This window comes from Pontibacter virosus, assembly GCF_003096355.1.
In the GTDB taxonomy this organism is placed as follows: domain Bacteria; phylum Bacteroidota; class Bacteroidia; order Cytophagales; family Hymenobacteraceae; genus Pontibacter; species Pontibacter virosus.
This window is the reverse complement of sequence record NZ_QEKI01000001.1, coordinates 19,995-36,499: the sequence shown is the minus strand read 5'-3', so window position 1 is coordinate 36,499 and position 16,505 is coordinate 19,995. Positions and strand designations below refer to the sequence as shown.

The 16,505-nt window shown below is 54.0% G+C and carries 15 protein-coding genes; 9 read left to right on the top strand and 6 right to left on the bottom strand.

Annotated elements, in window-relative coordinates; genetic code table 11:
• Positions 1-54: 54 nt before the first annotated feature.
• From C8E01_RS00160 to C8E01_RS00150, 3 genes are all read right to left on the bottom strand, one after another.
• The gene (locus C8E01_RS00160) at positions 55-1,029 is read right to left on the bottom strand and encodes a nucleotidyl transferase AbiEii/AbiGii toxin family protein (protein WP_116541367.1); all 975 of its coding nucleotides are present in this window, start codon (positions 1,027-1,029) and stop codon (positions 55-57) included.
• Complete coding sequence (locus tag C8E01_RS00155) at positions 1,026-1,742, bottom strand: type IV toxin-antitoxin system AbiEi family antitoxin domain-containing protein (protein WP_207774842.1); 717 nt, start codon at positions 1,740-1,742, stop codon at positions 1,026-1,028. Before C8E01_RS00155 ends, C8E01_RS00160 begins: the two co-directional genes overlap by 4 nt.
• Before the next feature lie 125 nt (positions 1,743-1,867).
• The gene (locus C8E01_RS00150; RefSeq protein ID WP_133242695.1) at positions 1,868-3,712 is read right to left on the bottom strand and encodes a DUF6035 family protein; all 1,845 of its coding nucleotides are present in this window, start codon (positions 3,710-3,712) and stop codon (positions 1,868-1,870) included.
• A gap of 267 nt (positions 3,713-3,979) precedes the next feature.
• On the opposite strand from C8E01_RS00150, the gene C8E01_RS00145 reads away from it, so the two are divergent.
• The 9 genes from C8E01_RS00145 (at position 3,980) to C8E01_RS00105 (ending at position 14,494) form a co-directional block, all read left to right on the top strand.
• Positions 3,980-4,270, top strand: a complete 291-nt coding sequence (locus tag C8E01_RS00145; protein WP_243409352.1) for an ArsR/SmtB family transcription factor — start codon at positions 3,980-3,982, stop codon at positions 4,268-4,270.
• 5 nt (positions 4,271-4,275) lie between these two features.
• Positions 4,276-4,881, top strand: coding sequence for a mercuric transport protein MerTP (merTP, locus tag C8E01_RS00140; RefSeq protein ID WP_116541363.1), 606 nt, complete (start codon positions 4,276-4,278; stop codon positions 4,879-4,881).
• A gap of 2 nt (positions 4,882-4,883) precedes the next feature.
• Positions 4,884-5,093 (top strand): GDCCVxC domain-containing (seleno)protein, encoded by a 210-nt coding sequence (locus C8E01_RS21855; RefSeq protein ID WP_116541362.1) that lies wholly within the window; start codon positions 4,884-4,886, stop codon positions 5,091-5,093.
• A 228-nt stretch (positions 5,094-5,321) separates the two neighbouring features.
• The gene (locus C8E01_RS21420) at positions 5,322-5,642 is read left to right on the top strand and encodes a DUF6660 family protein (RefSeq protein WP_133242694.1); all 321 of its coding nucleotides are present in this window, start codon (positions 5,322-5,324) and stop codon (positions 5,640-5,642) included.
• Between the two features lie 368 nt (positions 5,643-6,010).
• Entirely contained in the window at positions 6,011-10,402 is a 4,392-nt protein-coding gene (locus tag C8E01_RS00125; protein ID WP_116541360.1) for a CusA/CzcA family heavy metal efflux RND transporter, read from the top strand.
• 25 nt (positions 10,403-10,427) lie between these two features.
• Entirely contained in the window at positions 10,428-11,612 is a 1,185-nt protein-coding gene (locus C8E01_RS00120; RefSeq protein WP_116541359.1) for an efflux RND transporter periplasmic adaptor subunit, read from the top strand.
• Positions 11,613-11,622: 10 nt separating this feature from the next.
• Positions 11,623-12,069: a Fur family transcriptional regulator gene (locus C8E01_RS00115; RefSeq protein ID WP_116541358.1), complete on the top strand. Its 447-nt coding sequence runs from the start codon at positions 11,623-11,625 to the stop codon at positions 12,067-12,069.
• 29 nt (positions 12,070-12,098) lie between these two features.
• Positions 12,099-12,470 carry a DUF3703 domain-containing protein gene (locus tag C8E01_RS00110; RefSeq protein ID WP_116541357.1) on the top strand — a complete coding sequence of 124 codons (372 nt, stop codon included), beginning with the start codon at positions 12,099-12,101 and terminating at the stop codon, positions 12,468-12,470.
• An 11-nt stretch (positions 12,471-12,481) separates the two neighbouring features.
• Complete coding sequence (locus C8E01_RS00105; protein ID WP_116541356.1) at positions 12,482-14,494, top strand: heavy metal translocating P-type ATPase; 2,013 nt, start codon at positions 12,482-12,484, stop codon at positions 14,492-14,494.
• A gap of 190 nt (positions 14,495-14,684) precedes the next feature.
• On the opposite strand, the gene C8E01_RS00100 is transcribed toward C8E01_RS00105, so the two are convergent.
• Genes C8E01_RS00100 through C8E01_RS00090 form a run of 3 tightly spaced genes read right to left on the bottom strand, consistent with a single transcriptional unit; the run spans position 14,685 to position 16,484 of the window.
• Positions 14,685-15,170 carry a hypothetical protein gene (locus C8E01_RS00100; RefSeq protein ID WP_116541355.1) on the bottom strand — a complete coding sequence of 162 codons (486 nt, stop codon included), beginning with the start codon at positions 15,168-15,170 and terminating at the stop codon, positions 14,685-14,687.
• Positions 15,167-16,114, bottom strand: coding sequence for a relaxase/mobilization nuclease domain-containing protein (locus C8E01_RS00095; RefSeq protein ID WP_116541354.1), 948 nt, complete (start codon positions 16,112-16,114; stop codon positions 15,167-15,169). The genes C8E01_RS00100 and C8E01_RS00095 overlap by 4 nt, the downstream gene beginning before the upstream one ends.
• The gene (locus tag C8E01_RS00090) at positions 16,089-16,484 is read right to left on the bottom strand and encodes a plasmid mobilization protein (RefSeq protein ID WP_116541353.1); all 396 of its coding nucleotides are present in this window, start codon (positions 16,482-16,484) and stop codon (positions 16,089-16,091) included. The genes C8E01_RS00095 and C8E01_RS00090 overlap by 26 nt, the downstream gene beginning before the upstream one ends.
• Positions 16,485-16,505 lie beyond the last annotated feature (21 nt).

Sequence of the window (16,505 nt, the reverse complement as noted above, 5' to 3'; positions counted from 1 at the left end):
TAGATTATATACCGTACTTCTTATGCAGGGTCTAACAGCTACATTAGGTCCATATCAACTCTTCCTGTCTCCGAATGCCTTAAGGCGTGCAGCGACTATTCCCAAGACGGTAACAATCTCCTCCGCGTCAGGCAGCGTACCATACACGAGGGAACGGAATTCCTGCTGGTAGGCCGTCTCTAAAGAATTCCAGGCTCCTCTCACGTCGGCGAACAGCAGGCAGGCATCCAGCGGCTGCAGAGCCCAGTGCCCCTGAAACTCGCTGTTGCGGGTATCATCGGCCTGCACGGCCTTGATCATTTGAGAGAAGTCCTCGCTGTGCAGAAAGGCGGTCACTGCAGGTGCTTTTAGCATGGCGTGCAGGTCGTATACATGGCGGATCTTGCTACCTAATTCATCTACTGGGTTTTCGGCATAAGAAGCCCGCACTAGGGCCAGTACTTTCTCTGTGAAGGTGCGCTCTAGGCTCACCACATTTACCTCAAAAGGCTCTAGCTCGTACTGGCGGATCATTTCCAGCAAACCACGTTGAGCCATAAACTGGCTGATATAGGTCTTGATCGGCATCAGCTGGTGTGGATTAGGGCTGGCAAAGGAGTTGATCTCGACCAGAATCTTGTCAGTTGCTTGTCCGTAGTCTCCCTGCACGGAGGCTCCGTAGTCGTGCAGTGTTTTGCGGAAGCGGGAGCCTTTGCTGGTCCGGTGCGGGTCATCTACTTCAACCATGTCCTTTGTGATCTCTTTTGAGATTTTGCGGATCAGCTGCATGACCTGGTTGTTTGTCATGCCCTCGTCGGCGTTGATGGCCAGGTCGATGTCCTCGGAAAAACGCTCGATCAGGTTGTAGGCTTTGGATAGGGAGGTGCCGCCCTTGAAGATGGCTTGCTCCACGTAGGGGGAGTGGGCCAGGCGGTAAAGCACCAGCGTCACCCAGTAGTCTTTCTCCACATACACATCCCTGATCTGCAAGGCCTCTGCCGTGGCCGTAATGGCATCCCGGAATACCTCCGGGTTTTGGTGCAGGTTCATATAATATTCCAGTCTTTTCTGTTGGGCAAAATGCTCTCGCTAATGCCCAGTTTGTATTTAGTCAGCGGGTTGAGTGACTGCTTTAGCCTGTCTGCCTCCTTAGCATATCCCAGCTGCTCCAGCAGGGCTCCCAGCAGGGCACGGGTAGCTGGGTTGTAGTCCAGCGCCAGCTCTATAAGACGTGATGTGTCACGCTCAGTCAGCTTCCTGATGTACTCCAGTAAAATGAGGATGGTCTTTTTGTTGTTACGGTCCGGAATCTTCTTGTAACCGCGCAGGGCGTCCAGGATTTGAAGCTTGTCTATGTCGGACTCCTTGAAGCTGGTGGGGCTTTGGACATAACGGATCTTGGTCTTCCCGACGCTGGCCACCCGCCGCTGCTTGCGGGTCACCAGCGTCACCTCCCGGGGGACCTGCGTGGTCAGACCCAGCTGGTTGTAAAGCCCCAAACCGCTCTCGTAACCTTTGACTTTGCCTTTGGAGGTGCTAAGACTCTTGATGATCTCTTTTTCGGATGGTCTCACTTTCCCGAAAACAGTTTCCTTTGGCTTGTAGTAACGGCCTTTCGCCAGCCGGTTGATCACCCCCTGCCTGGTCAGGCGGCTGAGTGCCGCTGCCAGGGCCTCCAGCTGGCTGTCGCTTACCTGAAAATCGGCGTAAGTCAGCAGCTGCCCGGGCTGTGCCTGCTCGATTCTTTCCCGGACTTTCTGCATAATGCTCATCACTTCCTTTCTAAGTTGTGCACTGGTTTAGCCTAATGGTTCTATAAAGGTAGTAGCTTAGCTATTACATGTCAAGTTTTTTTGTTATTAAACTTGACAAAATAAAAGAAAGTGCTTTAAAAGGAGCCTCTTAAATCATCCAGGACGCTTTTCAAGCTTACCACCTCTGCTTGCAAAACGCTTATCTCACCATCTAATGCTTCACTACTGATTTCAATATTCGATTTTTCGAGTTTAGAGTCAGCTATCTCCGCTTCAAAAGTTTGCTTTATCCTATCTTGCAATTGAATCTTTAACTCTACTTGCATCTCGTCAATGCGCGAAATAGATCTCTGGCAAGCCTCTACTTTATCAGAAAAGGTCAATACATCCTGACCATGTTCAACCAAGAGAAATAAGCTGCTCTTGGTAAAGACCTCCAATAGGTTAGTTTCAGAAAGCACAGACCGAAGCTCAGCCCCCTCGAAAAGCGTTCCCACAGCTGACTTCGGTATATATTTCACTCGAGCATAATGAGGTCTTATCAGCTGGAAGTATTGATCTACCTCAGGTAGAATTTGGTAACTTACTCCCGCTATTGTTATTTGCCCCAGTGTAGGAAGGTCGGCCTGCTTCTTCAGCCAGTAACCTTTCTCTACGAATGCCCGCGCAAAGCTTGCCTCTAACTCTTTGCCAGTCTCCAGGAACTCTGCACGCAGTGTGTTCACCATTTCATAATGGCCGTATTCGAAGTTCCTGTGGAAAGGGTTTGAGCGGCTTTTACCAGTTATGAGGTCATAAGTTTTATCAGCAAAAGCTATAAGATTTGTTAGGATTTGCATCCTGTTCTCTACTCTTTCCTGTAATCGTTGTGCTTTCCTCTCCGCACTATCTTTCTCCTGTTGGAGCCCGTGAAGCTGCTGGGTTAATTTTGACAGGTTTTCTTTTAACTCGGTATGAGCAGCTATTCTTCTTTTCTCTTCAGCCTTTCTTTGCTCCAGGATTCTGGCCTGTGCGGCCCTGCGTTTTTCGGCTTCATTTTCTTGTTCCCTTTCAAGGAGGGCTCTTCTGTTTCTTTCCCGGGCAACGGCGAGTTCCACTTCTCTCTTCTCCTTCTTCGCATCGTGAAAGTAGACTTTATAGCTTACGGTATCAAAGGTCAGGTCGGAAAGGGTAACATAAGTCATTTCCCAGGTATCCATTATCTCAAGCCCCTGCCGGTAATACTTCTTGTAGTAGCACTTCAGCACCAGATCGTTCTCAAGATCTGATTTCCTGCTACATTCCTCGTCGAAAACATAAGCATTATGGTGATTGGTAAAGATCACATCATTATAGGTTAGCTTTCTGACATCATCATCCAGGCTGAACTTATGAAACACCCAGGGTATATAGCTGCCCTCTTCCTGATAGAAATGCTGCCTGCCGGTAATCACACTCAGCCAGGTGGTGGAAAGCTGCAACTCAATAGCCACGCGCTTATCCTGGAAAGAGGCATTGATGTCAGGCTTACGCCACTCCTTTTCAATGAGCTTGCTTTTAACAACCTTTTCTATCTCAACAGAGGATACCCCCTTTTTAAACAACCTGTTTTTGTTCAGGTAAGCAGCGATCTGTTCCTTGAGGTGAATGTGCAGTGCGCTCTCTTTGGCACCATTGTATTTGATGCGGTCAACCTCCTCCCGTGTGTATACATGGTTGGTTTTTATATGGCAGGCTGCGCTATCTTTTAGATGAGCGAAGTGGAAGCTGTCCTTTTTACTTTTTCCGCTGTTAAAATTCCCACCCCTGATCCTGATCAGCTGCTTGCAGTAATAGCAGACGTACAGCGGCTCCCGGTAACCTTGAATAGCTTTCTGTAACTCTGAGCGGTGCTCTGTGATTTCATCTAAAGGCTTTTTAAAAAAAATATATGCGCTCACTTGCTCTCCTGTTTCATAATTCAGGACATCTTCAATGGTCAGTTTTCCTACTTGTCTCATAAGCCTCAGTTGATGAGGGAGTAGAACATAAAATTTATGAAGTTGTGTTAAATCCTCTAGTGCTGAAAATAGTGGCAATACTGATACCATCTGCGGTTGTACCATTGAGTAACATTTGCAAGTATTTAAGTACTTGCTTAAATACTTATCATTTATTAAATTTGCTTGACAGAAATTGCTATGGAAGAAGAGAAGTTATGTATTCGGGTTTACACCAATAAAGAAAGACTGCAACTATGCTCTGATCGGCTGGAGACTGCAGCCGGTATGATACAGACCCTGAGCCAGGTCTTTAGCCTGGCAGGGAGTGAGACAAGGCTTAAGCTTCTATACCTGTTGGAGCAGGAGGAATCGCTGTGCGTCTGTGATCTAAGCGACGTGCTGCAAATGACCATGCCCGCTGTCTCGCAGCACCTGCGCAAGCTCAAGGATGCTAACATCATCCAAAGTAAGAAGGTAGGGCAGACCGTGTTCTATTCCCTAAAGCAGGAGCGCCAGGAAGTAATAAAGCCCCTGTTGGAGCTTATCAGTAGGGAAATAGAAATAAAAACAAACTAAGTGATATGAGAAATACTTCATCTAAGCTTGCGGGTAGCAGCATAGTGGCTGCATTTACGGCCTCTCTTTGCTGCATCACACCGCTGCTGGCCGTAATGGTAGGTGCCACAGGGGTTGCTTCTTCTTTTGACTGGGTTGAACCACTCAGGCCGTATCTGATAGGCATTACCATCGCAGTCCTGGGCTTGGCGTGGTATCAACGTCTGAAACCGGGCAGGTCAGCCTCTAGCTGCGACTGTGAGCAAAATGATAAGTTCTCATTCTGGAAGTCGAACAGGGTGTTGCTATTGGTGAGTTGCCTTGCGTTGCTTCTGCTTACCTTCCCAAATTATGCAGGTGCTTTCTATGGGCAAACAAATCCGATAGCCAACGGTGCCGAGGGCGACATTAAGCAGACAATGGAACTGAAAGTGGAGGGAATGACCTGTGCGGGCTGTGAGGCGCAGGTGAGCCAGGTGATAGGCGAGGTGCCGGGAGTCTTTCATGTGAGCACCTCGTACAAGGCTGGAAGCGCCACCATCTCCTACGACAGCACAAGGGTGAAGCCCTTGGATATCCTACAGGCGGCTAAAAAGACGGGCTATACAGTGGAGGTAGCTAAGAAGAAGTAAGCATGGGAGAGACTAGTCTAAGCTCAGTTATCACCTGTCCGGAGTGCGGGCATCGAAAGGAAGAGCAGATGCCCACAGATGCCTGCCAGTACTTTTATGCGTGTGAAAAGTGCAAGAAGCTTCTGAAACCGAGGCCAGGGGACTGCTGCGTGTACTGCTCCTACGGCACAGTCCCTTGCCCGCCTATTCAGCAAAGCAGAAGCTGCTGCTAGGTTGTTTATCACTATTTTTATCATTGGATAGTGTAAACCAGCAGAATTTGCAGCGTAGAACGCTCGAGCTATAGATTAGCACCAGCTAACTCTTAATCTTTTAGCAAGTACCATCTTAAAGGCGTAAACTAACGTAACATTATATTGGCCCTTTCAAGGGATCATTATAGGAATAATTTCAACATCCGCAATGCCATTGCATTATTTTTTCTCTTACCTTTGCACTGAATGAGGTTTATACTCTCCATATTGATTCTGCTATTGCTCACGCTTTCCCTGAAACCATGCATGGACAGGGCAAGTGCGGTTTCGAGTGAACGGCAGGCAGTGGCTATGGCTGGCACACATCAGGACCATCAGGATAATATTGCGGATGGATGCTCCCCATTTTGCTCCTGCCATTGCTGCCATACCCATTTTCAGGCACAAAGCACAGCCGTAATCGAGCACACCTCCCCACAGCAGGCAATTCAGAAGGTGGATCTGTACAAGAGTAGTTTTATCCCCTTCCTTTCCTATTCCATCTGGCAACCGCCGAAGGTAGCCTAACCCGTTTCCCTTTCTTTTTTGTGAACAGACCTGTACATAACCGGCACTGGTATGTACGTGTCCTTCTGTTCCTGTTTATTCCTTCGAATTCAGAACGCAGTAACCCGACGAGAGCATTCTAAAACATTTTGCCAATCGGAATTGAAAAAAGTAAGCAAGAAAAAAGCCAATAAGAGAAGGAAACCAGGGCAGAGAAATAGGCAACACAACTGGCGGGGGCGGCAACCTAAGTGGCAGAGGCGGCTAAAAATGGCCGTCCTGATTGCTGCCACCCTCCTGGGCGCTTTAGCCGTCATCGCCAAGGCTTACCATTTCTTCTCTGTTCATTTAAAATAACCTAACAGAATTTTGATTTAAAAACTTTAATTATGCTTGACCGCATTATACATTTCTCCATTTACAACAAGTTCATCATCGGTATCTTCACCCTTGCGCTTGTTGTCTGGGGCAGCTATTCCGTCACGCAGCTGCCCATCGATGCCGTACCCGACATCACCAACAACCAAGTGCAGGTGATTACCACCAGCCCCTCCCTGGCAGCCCAAGAAGTAGAGCGCCTCATCAGCTTCCCGGTGGAGCAGACCATGTCCACCATCGCCGATATTGAGGAGGTGCGCTCCATTTCCCGCTTCGGCCTCTCGGTGGTGACCATTGTGTTTGAAGACAATGTGGACATTTACTGGGCCCGCCAGCAGGTGAGCGAGCGGCTCGTGGAGGCCAAAAACATCATACCCCCAGCCATAGGCAGCCCGGAGATGGCCCCCATTTCCACAGGCTTGGGCGAGATCTACCAGTACGTCGTGCATCCCAAGCCTGGTTATGAGAAGCAGTATGACGCGATGGAGCTGCGTACCATCCAGGACTGGATCATCAGACGGCAGCTTCTCGGAACGCCCGGCGTGGCGGAGGTTAACAGCTTCGGGGGCTTTGTGAAGCAGTATGAAGTGGCCATCGACCCTGCCAGGCTCCGCAGCTATAACCTGAGCATCAGTGACGTGTTGGCTGCGATGGAGCGCAACAACCAGAACACGGGTGGGGCTTACATCGACAAAAAACCCAACGCCTACTTTATCCGCAGCGAGGGGCTTATCAGCAGCCTGGATGAGGTCAAGAAGGTCGTGGTCACTAACACTGCCAATGGAACTCCTGTGCTAATCTCTGACATTGCCCAGGTACGCTTCGGCAGTGCCAACCGCTACGGTGCCCTTACGGACGCCACAGGGGAGGCCGTGGGCGGTATTGTGATGCTGCTCAAGGGCGAGAACACCAACCAGGTGGTGGACCGGGTCAAAGAGCGGCTCGAACAGATAAGGAAGTCACTGCCCGAGGGCGTGGAGATCCAGGCGTTTCTCGACCGGAGCGAGCTGATCGGGCGCGCCATCGGCACAGTGGAGAAAAACCTGATTGAAGGGGCATTGATCGTAATTTTCGTGCTGGTGCTCTTCCTGGGAAACTTCCGCGCAGGGTTGGTGGTAGCCTCTGTCATTCCGCTGGCCATGCTCTTTGCCATCATCCTGATGAACCTGTTCGGCGTGACAGGTAACCTGATGAGCCTGGGAGCCATCGACTTTGGCCTTATCGTCGACGGGGCCGTCATCATCGTGGAGGCGACCATGCACCACCTGGGGCTGCGCAGCAAAGGCAGGCTGACGCAGGCGCAAATGGATGAGGAGGTGTACGAATCGGCGCGGAAAATCCGCTCCGCCGCTGCTTTTGGCGAGATCATCATTTTGATCGTGTACCTGCCGATACTCGCGCTGGTTGGTATAGAGGGCAAGATGTTTAGGCCCATGGCGCTGACTGTTTCCTTTGCCATACTCGGGGCCTTCATCCTCTCGCTCACCTACGTGCCCATGATGTCGGCACTGCTGCTGAACAAGAACATTACACACAAGCGCACCATCTCCGACCGCATGATGGATTTCTTCCAGCGGCTCTATACTCCGATCATCCATGGAGCGCTTCGCTTCAAGGCACTTGTTTTGGCCATAGCCGTAGGTTTGTTTGCCCTGAGCCTGGTGCTTTTCTCCCGCATGGGCAGCGAGTTTATCCCCACCCTGGAGGAGGGCGATTTTGCGCTGGAGACAAGGCTGCTGACCGGGAGCTCTTTGTCTGAGACGATTGAAAAAGTAACCTTGGCTTCCCGTATCCTGAAAGAGCAGTTTCCTGAGGTTAAAGATGTGATCAGCAAAATCGGCGCGGCAGAGATACCGACAGACCCCATGCCGATGGAGTCCGCCGACGTGACCATTACCTTAAAAGACAAGGAGGAGTGGACCAGTGCGGAGACACGGGAGGAGCTGGCCAACAAAATGACAGAGGCGCTGGAGGCCATACCGGGAGTTACCTTTGGCGTTTCACAGCCAATCCAGCTGCGCTCCAACGAGCTGATCTCCGGGGTGCGCCAGGACGTGGGCATCAAGATCTTTGGAGAGGACCTGCAGGAGCTGACCCGGCTGTCCCAAGAGGTTGGCAGCATCGTGTCCACCGTGCAGGGGGCCGAGGACCTGTACCTGGAGCAGGTGTCCGGCCTGCCGCAGATCGTGGTGGACATCAAACGGGATCAGATAGCCAGGTTCGGCTTGGACGTGGAGACGGTGAACCAAGCCATCAACGCGGCCTTTGCCGGCCAAAGCGCCGGGATGGTCTACGAGGGAGACCGCCGCTTCGACCTGGTCGTGCGGCTCACGCACGAGAACAGACAGGACATAGCCGATGTGCGGCAGCTCTTTGTCACTACACCGAATGGGGTACAGGTGCCCCTAGAGCAAGTGGCAGACATTGTGTTTCGGCAAGGGCCAAACCAGATACAGCGCGAGGACGCCAAGCGCCGCATCATCGTGGGGTTTAACGTCCGGGGGCGGGATGTCGCCAGCGTGGTGGAGGAGGTGCAGCAGAAAATAGACCGGCAGGTGCAGCTTCCCACGGGCTACTTTGTCACGTATGGGGGGCAGTTTGAGAACCTGCAGGAAGCCAACAAGCGGCTCTCGGTGGCTGTTCCGGCTGCCTTGGCGCTGATATTCCTACTGTTGTATTTCACCTTCGGCTCCGTGCGCCACTCGCTGCTCATCTTCACTGCCATACCGCTGTCGGCCATCGGGGGCGTACTGGCCCTGTGGCTGAGGGATATGCCCTTCAGCATATCGGCCGGTGTGGGTTTCATTGCCTTGTTCGGGGTGGCAGTGTTAAACGGTATTGTGCTCATCGCTGAATTCAACCGACAGCGCAAGGAGCACAATAGCCTGAGCCTGCGGGATGTGGTGCTCAACGGCACCTCCACACGTCTTCGCCCCGTGCTGATGACGGCTGCGGTGGCCTCCCTTGGCTTTTTGCCGATGGCGCTCTCCAACACGGCAGGGGCTGAGGTGCAAAAACCACTGGCCACGGTAGTGATCGGAGGGCTTATCACCTCCACCATGCTGACGCTGGTGGTGCTGCCCGTGCTTTATATTCTCATCGAAGGGTATCTCTCCAGCAGAAAGCAACGCAAAGCAAGTGACAGTGGATTTCCGGCAACCGCGATAGTGACGGTTTTGGCCACGGTTGCCCTGCTTATGGGCAGGGCGCAGCCGGCACAGGCCCAGCAGCAGCATCCGGTAGAAGTGTACACGCTCGATGAGGCCGTTGCCAAGGCAATTAACCGAAACCCCTCCGTAGAGGCCGCCAGGCTTGGCGTCAAGAGGAGCCAGTCGCTCAAAGGGGCAGCCTGGGACATCAATAAGACGCAGCTGCAGTACTCCACCGGTAAGCTACAGTCTGGAGAGTATGACACTGAGGTTTCTGTGTTGCAGACGTTTGCCTTTCCGACTCTTTATGCCAGACAGGCAAAGCTTGCCGGGGAACTCACCCAGGCAAGCAGGATCGGCCTGACCCAGCGCCAGCGGGAAGTCGTCCGCGACGTGAGGCTCAACTACTACGGAATAGTCTATGCACGCTCCCGACTCAGCTTGCTCACCTATCAGGATAGCCTGTACACAGCTTTCCTCCGGGCCGCCCAGGTCAGGCTCCGGACCGGTGAGACTCACCTGCTGGAGCAGGTGACGGCCGAGACGCAGCTGTCGGAAGTGCGCAACAGCGTCTTTCAGGCGGAGGCCGACAGGGCCGTGTTCCAGGAGCGCCTGCAGGCCTTGCTGGCAACCGACACGCTGGTAGCCACGGCAGACACGGTACTCAGCCGCTTGCCCCTGCCAGGCATAACCGAGGAAATGCTGGAGCGGAATCCGCGGCTCCGACTGGCCCGCCAACAGGTCGAGGTGCGGCAGGCGGAAACCAAATTGGAGCGGTCCAGGCTACTGCCGGACCTACAGCTGGGCTATACGAACCGAACCATTGCCGGGAATCATGGAAAAAGGGGGGGAGAGGAGTTCGAGGCGCCCCAGGAGGTGTCCTTCGGCGTGGCCATCCCACTGTGGGCAAAGCCACAGAGGAGCCGTATGGAGGCGGCTAAGTTACAGGCGGACGTAGCTCAGAAGGACCTAGAGGGTACTCGCAACGAGCTGCGGGCTGATGCAGCGGCCGCGCTTCAGCAGGCGCTCAAGCTGCAGGGCAGCCTGGATTACTATGAACGCACGGCACTGCCGCAGGCGCGGCTCATCATAGACCACGCCACCAAAGCCTACCGGGTAGGGGAAATCAACTACCAGGACTATATCCTGAGCCTAAGCAGGGCATTGAGCATCCAGGCGAACTATCTGGAAACACTCTACGCCTATGACAGGGCTGTCATAGAACTCCACTACATGACAGAAAACCAACAGTAACCAACAAAAGCAGAATCTATCCCATATGAAAAGGATTATCCATATATTTTACCTAACAGGTGCATTGCTCTTTTTATCCTGCGGCAGTGAGTCTGAACCGACGAAAGTGGCTACGGAGGAGCATGGCGAAGAGAACCCCAACGAGGCAGAGCTGACCGAGCAGCAGTACCAGGTGGCGGGCATAGCCTTGGGCAAGCCTGAGATGCGCAACCTGAGCAATACCCTGACGCTGACAGGCAAGCTGGACCTGCCGCCCCAGAACATGGCCGCTGTGAGCGCTCCCCTGGGCGGCTATGTGAAGAGCACGGTGTTGTTGGAAGGTATGCGTGTAAAGAGAGGGCAGTTGATTGCAAAGATTGAGAACCCAGAGTTTGTGACACTGCAGCAGGATTACCTGGATGCCAGAAGCCGCCTTGGGTTTTTGGAGCTGGAGTACGAAAGGCAGAAAGAGCTGTCCGCTGAGCAGGTCACCTCTGCCAAGACGTATCAGCGGACTGCTTCCGAGTACAAGTCTGTAAGGGCACAGGTCGAGGGGCTGGGGGAGCGGCTGCGCATCATTGGCGTCAACCCCGCTTCTTTGCGGGAAGGCAACATCAGCCGCATCCTCCCCATCCATGCCCCGATTGAGGGCTTCGTGACTTACATCAACGCCAGCGTTGGGCAGTTTGTGAACCCGACGGACGTACTGTTCCGCATCGCTGATACCGACCACCTGCACGTGGAGCTGACGGTGTTTGAGAAGGACGTGCCGACACTGAAAAAGGGGCAAAAGGTATTGTACTCCCTGCCCAATGAGACGGAGGCAAGGCACGAGGCCACCGTCTACCTGATTGGAAAAGAGATAAGCCCGGAGCGGACGGTGCAGGTGCACGCCCACATGGAGGAGGAAGACAAAGACCTCGTGCCGGGCATGTACGTGCAGGCGCGGGTGGCACTGAACGGCCAGGAAGTACTGGCTCTGCCCCAGGCGGCTGTGGTGCATGAGAATGGCAACAACTATATCTTCCTTTACACAGGCGATGAAAAAGAGGGCGAGACGGTGCTGAAGCGTTTCCGCATGGTGCCCGTGGAGCGAGGGACCGAGGAAGGAGGCTACGTGCAGGTGGCGCTTCCTGCCGGGATTGATACCGCTGCCGCCAATTTTGTAACCAAAGGTGCTTACTCTTTGCTTTCCAAGATGCGAAATGCGGAAGAAGAAGGCCATCATTAAACAATTCCCTATGCTGCAAAACTTAGAACGTATCCTGCAAGAGAAGGGCGTCCGCCCGACGGCCATGCGTCTGTTGGTGCTTGACTTCCTGCAAGGCCAGTCTTCGGCAGTGAGCCTGAATGACCTGGAGGCCCATTTCCTTCGCTCGGACCGGATTACCTTGTATCGTACTCTTAAAACTTTTGAGGATAAGGGGATTGTACATAGTATAGAGGACGGAACAGGTTCTACGAAGTATGCGCTTTGCGAAGAAGGCTGTGCATGTGCACCTGAGGACCTGCATGTTCATTTTTCCTGCAGCAAATGCCAGGAAACGTTTTGCCTCCCGATGTCCCGCATCCCGAAGATTCCGCTGCCTGACAACTTTACCATGGAGGAGGCTAGCCTGGTGGTGAAGGGCCTCTGCGGCAGTTGCGCCGCCAAAAATGCAATGCGATTGCAGGGGGATGAGGCGTAGCTTTACATAAATGAACAAAGGAGCACAATATGAAACTCAACTGGAACATGCCCGCCAAGCTCAGGCCCTTTTACCAACAGGAACTGACCGCTTACCATACCTGCTGGAGAGAGGGCAACCGTCTCGCTGCCTGGAGGCATTTAGAGAGAGCGCATATCCTGGGGCAGCCATACCCGCTGGAGCATACGGCCGTACACTGGAAGATGCTCAGATTCGGGTTCAAAACGAAGAATACGAAAGAGGTGATTGGACAGCTTCCCCGCCTGTTGGTAGGTGGGGTTAAGTCCTGGGCCGGAAAGATACCAGTGGGCAACACAGGCGGGTCCAATGTTCCGCCGCTCCGGCCAATGCCAATCCCGGATGACTTAAAGCGAATCATAGCACCTGCTGAAAACCATTAAGACATAAGAGAATGAATAAGAGCAAGACTACACCCAAAAACATAGAAGAGGATTTCAAACCACTGGAGATTACCTCGCCTAGAACTGCGGAGGCTCCCGGTCCAAATATCGGTGCGGACGGTAAGGCCAGGCAAGCTGGTGCTATGGAGCACGAGCACGCTGAAGAGGAGGCAAAGTCCTCCTACGTTCCTACGGCCATCAGCCTTGTGCTGCTGCTGGGAGGCATTCTGCTGGATAATCTCGACACATCCTGGTTCTCCGGGTATGTGCGGCTTATAACCTATGGCATAGCCTACGTGTTGGTTGGCTGGCGCGTGGTATGGCATGCGGTTAGGAGCCTTAGGAGCAGTTTCTTCAACGAGTTCTTCCTGATGAGCATGGCCACGCTGGGGGCCTTCTACATCGGGGAGTATGCCGAGGGCGTTGCCGTGATGCTGTTCTATGTGGTTGGGGAGCATTTTCAGGAGGCGGCCGTGCTGCGCTCCCGCCGTTCCATCAAGGCGCTCATCGACAACAGGCCCGACGAAGTGGGGCTGGTAACCGAGAGCGGCATCGTCACCGTGAGGGCGAAAGAGGTGCGGATGGGCGATGTGGTGCAGGTGAAGGCGGGTGAGAAAGTGGCGCTGGACGGAGAGCTGCTCACCGAGAAGTCCTCCTTCAATACAGCAGCACTGACAGGCGAGTCAAAACCTGACACGAAAAAGAAGGGAGAGACGGTACTGGCAGGCATGATTAACCTGGACCGCGTCATTGAACTGAGGGTAACCTCTGCGTATGAGAACAGCGCCCTTTCCAAAATACTCCAGCTGGTAGAGGAAGCAGGCAGCCGCAAGGCCAAGACGCAGCAGTTCATCACGAAGTTTGCCAAAGTATATACGCCGATTGTCTTCTTCCTCGCCATTGGCCTTGTCTTTATTCCCTACTTCTTTGTAGAGAGCTATGACTTCAACCAGTGGCTCTACCGGGCGCTGATTTTTCTGGTAATCTCCTGTCCCTGCGCCCTGGTTATCTCCATCCCGCTCGGCTACTTCGGCGGCATCGGGGCTGCCTCGCGCAACGGGCTCCTGTTCAAGGGGGCTAATTTCCTGGACCTGATGACACAGGTAGACACGGTGGTGATGGATAAGACGGGCACGTTGACCGAGGGTGTGTTCCAGGTGCAGCGCGTGGAGACGGTGCTACCTGACAATGAGTGGTTCCTGTCGGCTGTGGCTGCGCTGGAGAGCAAGTCCACACATCCTATCGCACAGGCCATCGTCTCGGAGGCGGGGCAGGCGCACCAGCAGCACGTGGTCAGTGAGGTGGAGGAAATCTCAGGCCACGGGCTAAAAGGGAGTGTCGACGGCAGGCTTCTACTGGTTGGTAATGCCAGGCTGCTGGATAAGTACAATGTGCAGTATGACTCTAGCCTCAAGGAAATCGTGGAAACGATTGTCATAGTGGCCGTGGACGGAACCTACGCAGGCTACATCACCATCGCTGACAAGACGAAGGAGGATGCTCCGCTTGCCGTAAGGAAAATGCGGGAGCTGGGGGTGAAACAGCTGGTGATGCTCTCCGGCGACAAAGACTCCATCGTTCAGAAAGTGGCAGCTGAACTGAAGTTGGACGCGGCCTACGGTGGACTGCTCCCGCAGGACAAGGTGACCCATGTGGAGAAACTGAAGGCTGAGGGCAGGACCGTTGCATTCGTGGGCGACGGTATCAACGATGCGCCCGTGATTACGCTGGCCGACGTGGGCATGGCCATGGGTGGCCTGGGTTCAGACGCGGCCATAGAGACGGCGGACGTGGTGATTCAGACAGACCACCCCTCCAAAATCGCCACCGCCATCAACATCGGCGAGAAGACCAAGCAGATTGTGTGGCAGAACATCGCGCTGGCTTTCGGGGTCAAAGCCATCGTGCTGATTCTCGGTGCCGGAGGGTTGGCGACCATGTGGGAGGCGGTCTTTGCCGATGTGGGGGTGGCGTTGCTAGCTATTCTGAATGCCGTGCGCATTCAGCGGATGCATTTTGACTGAACCGGGGATCCCGCTTGAGGCTGTAAAATAAATGTGTCAAAGGAAATTGAGTATTACCTTTAGCGCAGCAAAATGGAAGCAAAAGACAGTTTCGATCTTCTTCAGATCGAAACTGTCTCTGAATAAATTGGAGGATCGGCAAACACCCCTTCGGCAAAACGGCACCCTTGGCTATTGCCTTTGCGCAAGCTCATAACTGTAAATTCGGATCATGCAAATAAGTTGAATCTGCCCAGTGCGCCGCATCGGGGTAAGCCTGCCGGATTATCCTGTACTTCATGTTATTCTCCTGCAGTCTGCCGTTCTCCTGGTACAGGCTGAAGCACAGCCCTACGAAGATGGCAGTTGTCAACAAACACACCATGCCCCCGATCAAAAAGCCCCTGGACCTGTCCTCGAAATGGTGGTAATGCCGCACAGGCAACAACTTGGGCAGCTTGGTGATCTTTTCCTGAAGTGAAGCGATCAGGGCATAGATCTGCAGGGCCTGCACGCTCAGGTCATGCCGCTTGAGGAGCGCCTTCAGCTCCTCAAACTGGCTGCTGCAGTCAGGTGCCTGGGCATCCTGCGGGGGATGCGGCGCAGTCCCTTCCTCGAGCTTCTCCAGCCGCTTGTCCTGCAGGGCCAGCACGCGCTCCACGTCCAGGAGGCGCTCCTCCAGTTCTTCTGTTTTCATAAGCGGATTCTCTTTTTCTTTTTGCGTTTCCTTTTCCTGAAGGAATAGTCATTCGTGTCCGCTGCCTGCCCGGTGGTGGGAGCCAGCAGGCCCTCAATCGGGGTAGTAGCAGGATGGGGTGCCGCATCCCTGCCCGTGGTAATGCCAGGGAAGGATGCCCCTGTATGACCAAGTGCGCTGTGTTGCCCGGAGACCTGTGGCGTCAGCTGCGCCAGTCTACTGTGCTGTTCCAGCTGTTTGTTGATGGCCCGGTAGCTCAGGCTTCTGTCGATGCTGGAACCCTTGAAACTGAGCTCCCCCATACGGAAGCTGATTCCCTGCACCTGTTCCGTTCCCCTCTTGTATTTATAGTCGATCAAGATGCCCTTGCCCAGGAGCAAGTGTTCCAGCTCCTGCCAGGTCCTGGCCTTTGGCAGCGCCTGTCGGACCGCGTCATGCAGCTCGTATTTGGCCTTGTCGGCCCCTTTCAATCGCTGGCGGTTCACCTGCCCCTTGTCCGGGGCCAGGTAGTAGCCGTGCCTTTGGGTGATTTCCCGGCACACCCTGGCGTTGCGCCGGTGCTGGAACCTGTCCGAAATCGTTTTCCCTTCATAGTTGACCCGGTTGTAGACGATGTGCAGGTGGGGGTGCTCCCGGTCCCGGTGCAGGACAATGAGGTACTGCGTGTTCTGGATCTGCATCTGGGCCATGTACTCTTTTGCCCGCTCTGCCATCACCTGAGGACTCAGTTTTGACCTGTCATGCACGCTCCAGTTCAGGGCGATGTGCCCCACGGCCTTCTCCAGCCCGGGGTTGAGCTTGCGCTGCAGGTTGAAGTCGGCCGCCATCGAGGCGACAGTGTCCGTGCGGACGCCCTCCCAGTCCAGCACCTCCGCTCCTGCTTTCTGGACCACGTAGCGCACGCAGCCCGAGAAGCTCTTACCGGTCATCACCTTTCCGATCATCTCTGCCTATTTGCTGAAGTTTGTTATGAATGTCATTAAGGAGCTGGCGGCACCTGCCCTGCAGGGTCAGCAGCCCCTGGCGGTGGGCCAGCCGGACCAGCTGGTTGAGGTTGTTGGCCATACCCGAGAGCATGCGCAGCGAGGCCGCCTCCTCGGGCCGGAGGCGCGCCACGACTATTGCCTTCTTGGCCGCCGCCCGAAACCAGGCCGAGACGCTCAGGCCCGCCTCCCGCGCCTTACCTGAGATCAGGAGCCGCTCCGTATCGGTCACCCGCACCACCAGGGTATGGCTGCGCTTCACCCGCTTGAGCGGGCGGCCGCCCTTCTTTCCCTCGTGGCTCTGCTGCCGCTGTGCTGTCTCTTTTTCCATGCTCTTGTTGCTTCACGTTGT

Coding starts and splice junctions, on each gene's coding strand:
- C8E01_RS00160 (WP_116541367.1), bottom strand. CDS start 1,029: ATGAACCTGCACCAAAACCCGGAGGTATTCCGGGATGCCATTACGGCC.
- C8E01_RS00155 (WP_207774842.1), bottom strand. CDS start 1,742: ATGCAGAAAGTCCGGGAAAGAATCGAGCAGGCACAGCCCGGGCAGCTG.
- C8E01_RS00150 (WP_133242695.1), bottom strand. CDS start 3,712: ATGAGACAAGTAGGAAAACTGACCATTGAAGATGTCCTGAATTATGAA.
- C8E01_RS00145 (WP_243409352.1), top strand. CDS start 3,980: ATGATACAGACCCTGAGCCAGGTCTTTAGCCTGGCAGGGAGTGAGACA.
- merTP (WP_116541363.1), top strand. CDS start 4,276: ATGAGAAATACTTCATCTAAGCTTGCGGGTAGCAGCATAGTGGCTGCA.
- C8E01_RS21855 (WP_116541362.1), top strand. CDS start 4,884: ATGGGAGAGACTAGTCTAAGCTCAGTTATCACCTGTCCGGAGTGCGGG.
- C8E01_RS21420 (WP_133242694.1), top strand. CDS start 5,322: ATGAGGTTTATACTCTCCATATTGATTCTGCTATTGCTCACGCTTTCC.
- C8E01_RS00125 (WP_116541360.1), top strand. CDS start 6,011: ATGCTTGACCGCATTATACATTTCTCCATTTACAACAAGTTCATCATC.
- C8E01_RS00120 (WP_116541359.1), top strand. CDS start 10,428: ATGAAAAGGATTATCCATATATTTTACCTAACAGGTGCATTGCTCTTT.
- C8E01_RS00115 (WP_116541358.1), top strand. CDS start 11,623: ATGCTGCAAAACTTAGAACGTATCCTGCAAGAGAAGGGCGTCCGCCCG.
- C8E01_RS00110 (WP_116541357.1), top strand. CDS start 12,099: ATGAAACTCAACTGGAACATGCCCGCCAAGCTCAGGCCCTTTTACCAA.
- C8E01_RS00105 (WP_116541356.1), top strand. CDS start 12,482: ATGAATAAGAGCAAGACTACACCCAAAAACATAGAAGAGGATTTCAAA.
- C8E01_RS00100 (WP_116541355.1), bottom strand. CDS start 15,170: ATGAAAACAGAAGAACTGGAGGAGCGCCTCCTGGACGTGGAGCGCGTG.
- C8E01_RS00095 (WP_116541354.1), bottom strand. CDS start 16,114: ATGATCGGAAAGGTGATGACCGGTAAGAGCTTCTCGGGCTGCGTGCGC.
- C8E01_RS00090 (WP_116541353.1), bottom strand. CDS start 16,484: ATGGAAAAAGAGACAGCACAGCGGCAGCAGAGCCACGAGGGAAAGAAG.